Genomic DNA, 5,334 nt, shown 5'->3' on the forward strand with positions numbered 1-5,334 from the left:
TGAGTAAAATGACATTTTCAAATATATAGATTTATTAGTTCTACTAAAATTAACATAATACACGTTATACGAAATGCTTGATATTTCTCTTTAAATATCATTATATTAACGTAAGCCGTTCTGGAGTATAGGGCACCAGAACGGCTTTTTATTGATTATTCATGTTCCACGATCACTAATTGAGCGATGTTCCACGGTTTTATTCAGTTTTAATAAACATCATCCGGTTTTTTGAGGAGTCATTATTTCAAGTGCTTGCACTGAAATTGGCTCTTCAAAAAACTGGAGTCTTGGCTAACCATATGGAAGGAAAAAGCGGCTTAGGAAGCCTCTCTTCTTCTGTTCTGGTTCAACATGCTCCGGGATAGGAATACGCTTATTGTCTTGCTGAGGAGTAGTCAATTCGTCATAGTTCGTTGCTAGTTCCGACCGAGGATCCGTTGCTATATCCTGTTTAAAGCTCTGATCGGTAAAGGTAGTCATATTGGCTTTTGGTGCTTCTAGTAAGCGCTGCATAGCTTCAATCTGTTCTTGATAAAACGATTCACGTTCTAAAGATTGATTTTCTCTCTGTATTGCCTGATTTAATTGTTTTTCCAGTATGTCAACTTGACGTTTTAGTAAGTCAACTTCTGTCAAGTTTTGACTGTTAATTGATTGACTTTGATTGACTGTATCCTCTTTTTTTTGTGGTTCCCCAAAAACTCTTAGGGCCTCTGAAAAGTCAATTAATCCATCAGATCCTTTAGATAAATTTCCTTTGTTTATATGTGCATATATGGCTTGTCTTGAATATCCATAAAGCTTAGCTAACTCTGAAACTGACAGTTTTTTCATTATGTAAACCAGTTTTCAACTTGTGTTAATACCTGACTGTTAACTTAACAATTTCAATTAACAATGTCATTGAAATCCTAATTTTCTGAGTAAAGGAAGTAATTCCTTAAATTTCTCTGCATCTTGCAGCATGGCAGCTATACGTACAGCAAACTGCTGATAGCTTTCTGTGCCTTGTGAATATTTACTCATCTCAGGAAGCTCTGAGAGCTTGTTGGCGAATAGATGGCGTTGTTTATCTGTTATTTTTGAAAAGAGGTCTAATGTATTCGGATCTCTTTTAGATTCGACTGAATGCGTGGCTGATTTTTTCTGTTTAAAGCTAAATGAAAAACCAGTAATAGATCTACCTGTTTTATGCTGTTCAACTTTGACAATAATATCGGTATGTTCATTTACTTGTTTTAATGCAATGTCTAAAACATATTTTTTAAAATCATACATTCGTTTGTATTCAGTCTCGAGTACACCTATTTTTTGTCTAAAATCATACATAGTTATGAGAGGCGTTTTTCCAGTACTACGCCATGCAATCAATATTTCATATAAACGAACAGCATAAGCACTTGTTAAATTACTTATTTGTTGTATTTCATACTTTGTAAATTGTTCTTCTAACCTAGTAATTAAAGGCACAATAGCAGGGGCAAAAATAAGTCTAACGACAGCTTCATTATCAATATAAGCCACCTCGCTCACCCATCTTGATTTGTGATTAATAGTGTTACCTTTTTCACTAAGACTCTGATAACTGAATTGTCTTGCAAACAAGTCATCGCAAGCATCTTTTAACGCCTGATAAGCCGTATTTCGATGTACACCAAACTGATTAATATAACTTTCAGCATGAACTGTTAGTGGATCATTAGCATTTATCCCTTTACCCGATTCCCTTGCTTCAACAATAGCTAGGAGAATTAACCTCTGTTCAACTAGATCGAGGTTATAACTGGCATTGATTAAGGCGTTATCTTTAACAACTAGTTCTGTTTTCATATGAAAAGATTATATTTTTAATTCAATAAGACGAGGTTATATAATTATCTCGCTTAATGCAAGGTAAACCTCGTTTTAATGCAAGGTAAACCTCGTTTTAATGCAAGGTAAACCTCGTTTTAATGCAAGGTAAACCTCGTTTTAATATCTCTAGAACCATTATGAATAAAGGATTACAGCTTAATTAAAAGCATTTAAAAGCTTAAAAATAATTAAAAGCCCAGGGAGTAAAAAATTGCCCTTGGTTTTCGCTTCGCTCAAACTCTATTGAATCTCGCTTTCGCTCGATTCGTCGGGGCAATTTTTGGTTCATATTTTCGTGAATTTGAGAAAAAGCAAAAGCAAGATCAAAAGCAACTCGGAATTCGCTTCGCTCATGAGCTTTTTTTCTCGCTACGCTCGGTTTAGGAATCAAATTTGGAAAGTTCGCACCCATGCGGGATGCTCTGATATGCAGGTGATTGATGGATAGGGAGCTTGTAATCAGGGAAAGGAATGGGCAAATTTTCTCAGTTCGCTCGTAGACACTCGCTCTGTTTAGCGACTCATGCCACGAGATTTCATTTTAGGCGCATGTTGCTGTGCTTTGAGCTGTTGTTCTTGTCTGAGTTTCATCTGTTGTTCTGCTTTGATCTCATCCACACATTTTTTAATGACTTGATAGGATGGGTATAGAGTCTGGTATTGCTTGGCTTTGGCTGGATGTTGTTGTTGGTACTGCTTCCAGGCATGTTCTTTGAATTTGTCATTTTCCAATAAATCCTTCACACCATGTTTTTTCTGGTGTTCATGCTGACCTTTCAGCTTTTTGTGCTCCTGGTAAATCGCATCACGTTGGGCTTCCCAGGCTTTTTTTCCAAACAGTAAGGGTTTGTTCTGAGTTAATTCGTTGTGTTGATCGACCAGGCTTTGCAATTTGTCATGACTTTGCTTGAGTCCGCTTTTCACGATCTCCTGGGCAAGCTGCTGATTGAACTCATTTTGATGTTTGTGGTGCTTGGTCAGGGTTATTTCGGCTTGTTTGAGATTACGCTGCATGAAATCCAGGTCTAGATTCGCGTCTTTTGCGCTGATTTCGCGTTTTAGCACTTTGCCAAGGGTTTCCCTCTGTTTTTCCTCAAACAGGGCTTTTTCGTCAATTGGTGGCGTTTTAGCGCTATTTTTGATTTGGATCTGCTGTTCTGTTTTCAGTGTGCTGAGTTTGATCTCATTTTCAGCAATCAGCAGATCCATATTTTTGCTGTATTGCAGCTGAGCCTGATTTCTCTGTTTGATTTCATCATTGCTTCGGCTGATTTCGGTCTCAATCCCTTTTCGGCGCAGTTCGGTGACTTTCGGCCCTTCGTGCAGCGTGGCTTCTAAACCATTCTCCTGGTCTTTGTAGCTGCGGTGGTCGACTCGGGCAGTGTATCCAGCCAGATCCAGGTGCATATTGCAGATATCGGCAAAGTGTTCGCGCCAGTGTTCGATTTCTCCACTGTGTTTCTGATCCAGTTCCCGGGTTTTCTCGGTGAAGCCTTCCTGAGTAAGTTTGCGTGTGCTCATCAGGATATGCGCGTGATAATTGCGTTCATCACTACCAGATCCAGTATGCGGTGCATGAATACAGGCATCGACGGCTACCTGGTGTCTGTCCACGATACTGGCGCATAGCTCTTCGAGCATGGCCAGGCGTTGTTCCTGATTTAATTCACTTGGAAAAGCGATTTCAAATTCTCGGGCAACTGTCGAGTTTTTTCGGGTTTCCCGTTGTTCAACTTCGTTCCAGAGTCTTTCCCGGTTTTTTAAATGTTCTGGTGCGCCTTCGGGTAAATAAATTTCTTTATATTCCACACCTGTTTTTCGGCTGTAATCATGTTCTCGGCCCTCACGTTCACAATAGATCTTTTCACCTGCCCGATAGGCAATCGCAGCAGTAGCGGAACGCCCTGCTGATCGTGCTACGGTTTTGACTGAAAAGTGGTAAATCGCCATGCCTATTTTCGCTTTTAAATTTTCACGTAGTGAAGTACAACCGTGGATACGGTTGTCGGGGTATTGGGGAGACCCCAATCGTACTTGCAAACGAAGTTTGCATAAGTGCGCTCTTCGAGGAAAACATTACTATACATATAGCACCTTGAATGCATATTCAAGTGCGCTTATGTTAGGGATGGTTTCCCAGGATGATGGTATTGGATTAATGAGCGTTACTGAAACACTAGACAGCAAAATCAAAGCACAGGAAGAAAAGCTAAAGCAGTTAAAGGCTCAAAGACAGGCAGCACTGGCAAGAGAACGTGCTAAAGAGAAAGAACAAGCTCGAAAGGATGATACCAGACGCAAAATTTTAATTGGATCCTGTATGCTAAAGATCACTGAAGATGATGAACAAGCCAGAGCTAAATTAATTGCTCAGATGGATAAGTATTTAACAGATGAGCGTGACCGAAAGCTTTTTAATTTATAAATTTTGAGGGATAAGTAGTGGAAGATCCAACACTTAATAAGTTAATACGTAATACAGAATTATTCTTCGAACATCACTGGAATGTAGACCTATTAGGAAAGCCTCCTGAATGGTCACCAGTACATTTTAATTTTGGAAAAATTCCTAATTACGATAAACAAGGTGTATATGCGTTTGTCAAAGGGGATTTAGTGACTTATATCGGTGTTGGGACTTCTAGAGGTGCTGGCCGTTATCGTGGTAATGGCTTAAGCGCCAGGGTAATGAAATATTGCCGATGGAATGAAGATAAAACTGAATATATTGCGATAGATCCAAGACTGAAAGATGCTGGATCCATCATTACAATAGGCTTTGAGCGTGATACGGCTTATTTAGCAAATGCCCTAGAAGTTTTTCTTATCTCTAAAATCCAACCTGTCCACAATGTGGTTAAAGTTGGTATGTAATTTCGCATAAGAAATTTTATGTTAAATGGATTCAATCTCTGTCATCAAAGTCAGCATTAATTCTATCGACAGTCCATTTTACTGTATTGTTATCTAAGTAAAAAAAATCTCTATTTAAAATATCATCTTCAAAAATTAAGCCATTAACATCTAGCTTCCCTTCTTTTAAATATCCAATAATTTCATATCTTAGACTATTATCTATTTGCTTAATTTGATGGGAATAATGTGTTTTCTCAATAAGGTAATCATCAAAAATAGTAGCTTCTAAATCTATAAGGTAATTTTTTTTGAGATCAATACATGAGGGTATTGAAGAACTAAATACCTCTAGAATTTCATTACGAACCTTAATTTTTAGAATGAATTCGAGATTCTCATTACATTCTATGATTTGAGCTATATATTTCACTTCGATTAAGATTTCCTAAAATTAACATAATACACGTTATACGAATTCCCAAGGCATGGCTTTTAGTCATGCTTTTTTTATCAAAAGACTATACCTGAATGATAGCGAGCCAAATCGCATACAATATCTATCATTAGACTTAATGCAATAATTAAATGATAGTATTATCATTAATCTAATAGAATTAAGAT

General features: G+C 37.8%; 7 protein-coding genes. 2 read left to right on the forward strand and 5 right to left on the reverse strand.

The window, feature by feature from the left end:
- Positions 1-294: 294 nt before the first annotated feature.
- From FTV38_RS16465 to mobQ, 4 genes are all read right to left on the reverse strand, one after another.
- Complete coding sequence (locus FTV38_RS16465; RefSeq protein ID WP_004896925.1) at positions 295-837, reverse strand: plasmid replication DNA-binding protein; 543 nt, start codon at positions 835-837, stop codon at positions 295-297.
- A 66-nt stretch (positions 838-903) separates the two neighbouring features.
- Complete coding sequence (repM, locus tag FTV38_RS16470; RefSeq protein WP_068553070.1) at positions 904-1,833, reverse strand: replication initiation protein RepM; 930 nt, start codon at positions 1,831-1,833, stop codon at positions 904-906.
- Between the two features lie 202 nt (positions 1,834-2,035).
- Positions 2,036-2,269 (reverse strand): hypothetical protein, encoded by a 234-nt coding sequence (locus FTV38_RS16475; protein ID WP_180022991.1) that lies wholly within the window; start codon positions 2,267-2,269, stop codon positions 2,036-2,038.
- A 101-nt stretch (positions 2,270-2,370) separates the two neighbouring features.
- Positions 2,371-3,807, reverse strand: a complete 1,437-nt coding sequence (mobQ, locus tag FTV38_RS16480) for a MobQ family relaxase (protein ID WP_107111964.1) — start codon at positions 3,805-3,807, stop codon at positions 2,371-2,373.
- Between the two features lie 208 nt (positions 3,808-4,015).
- On the opposite strand from mobQ, the gene FTV38_RS16485 reads away from it, so the two are divergent.
- Positions 4,016-4,282, forward strand: coding sequence for a mobilization protein (locus tag FTV38_RS16485; RefSeq protein ID WP_088749624.1), 267 nt, complete (start codon positions 4,016-4,018; stop codon positions 4,280-4,282).
- Between the two features lie 17 nt (positions 4,283-4,299).
- The gene (locus FTV38_RS16490; RefSeq protein WP_039090891.1) at positions 4,300-4,731 is read left to right on the forward strand and encodes a hypothetical protein; all 432 of its coding nucleotides are present in this window, start codon (positions 4,300-4,302) and stop codon (positions 4,729-4,731) included.
- 31 nt (positions 4,732-4,762) lie between these two features.
- On the opposite strand, the gene FTV38_RS16495 is transcribed toward FTV38_RS16490, so the two are convergent.
- Positions 4,763-5,143 carry a hypothetical protein gene (locus tag FTV38_RS16495; RefSeq protein WP_015060210.1) on the reverse strand — a complete coding sequence of 127 codons (381 nt, stop codon included), beginning with the start codon at positions 5,141-5,143 and terminating at the stop codon, positions 4,763-4,765.
- Positions 5,144-5,334: the final 191 nt, after the last annotated feature.

This window comes from Acinetobacter sp. YH16044 (genome assembly GCF_013417145.1).
Classification (GTDB): domain Bacteria; phylum Pseudomonadota; class Gammaproteobacteria; order Pseudomonadales; family Moraxellaceae; genus Acinetobacter; species Acinetobacter amyesii.

What these genes read in the sequence shown, in the direction of transcription:
- FTV38_RS16465 (WP_004896925.1), bottom strand. Translation starts at nt 837, where the DNA reads ATGAAAAAACTGTCAGTTTCAGAGTTAGCTAAGCTTTATGGATATTCA.
- repM (WP_068553070.1), bottom strand. Translation starts at nt 1,833, where the DNA reads ATGAAAACAGAACTAGTTGTTAAAGATAACGCCTTAATCAATGCCAGT.
- FTV38_RS16475 (WP_180022991.1), bottom strand. Translation starts at nt 2,269, where the DNA reads ATGGGTGCGAACTTTCCAAATTTGATTCCTAAACCGAGCGTAGCGAGA.
- mobQ (WP_107111964.1), bottom strand. Translation starts at nt 3,807, where the DNA reads ATGGCGATTTACCACTTTTCAGTCAAAACCGTAGCACGATCAGCAGGG.
- FTV38_RS16485 (WP_088749624.1), top strand. Translation starts at nt 4,016, where the DNA reads ATGAGCGTTACTGAAACACTAGACAGCAAAATCAAAGCACAGGAAGAA.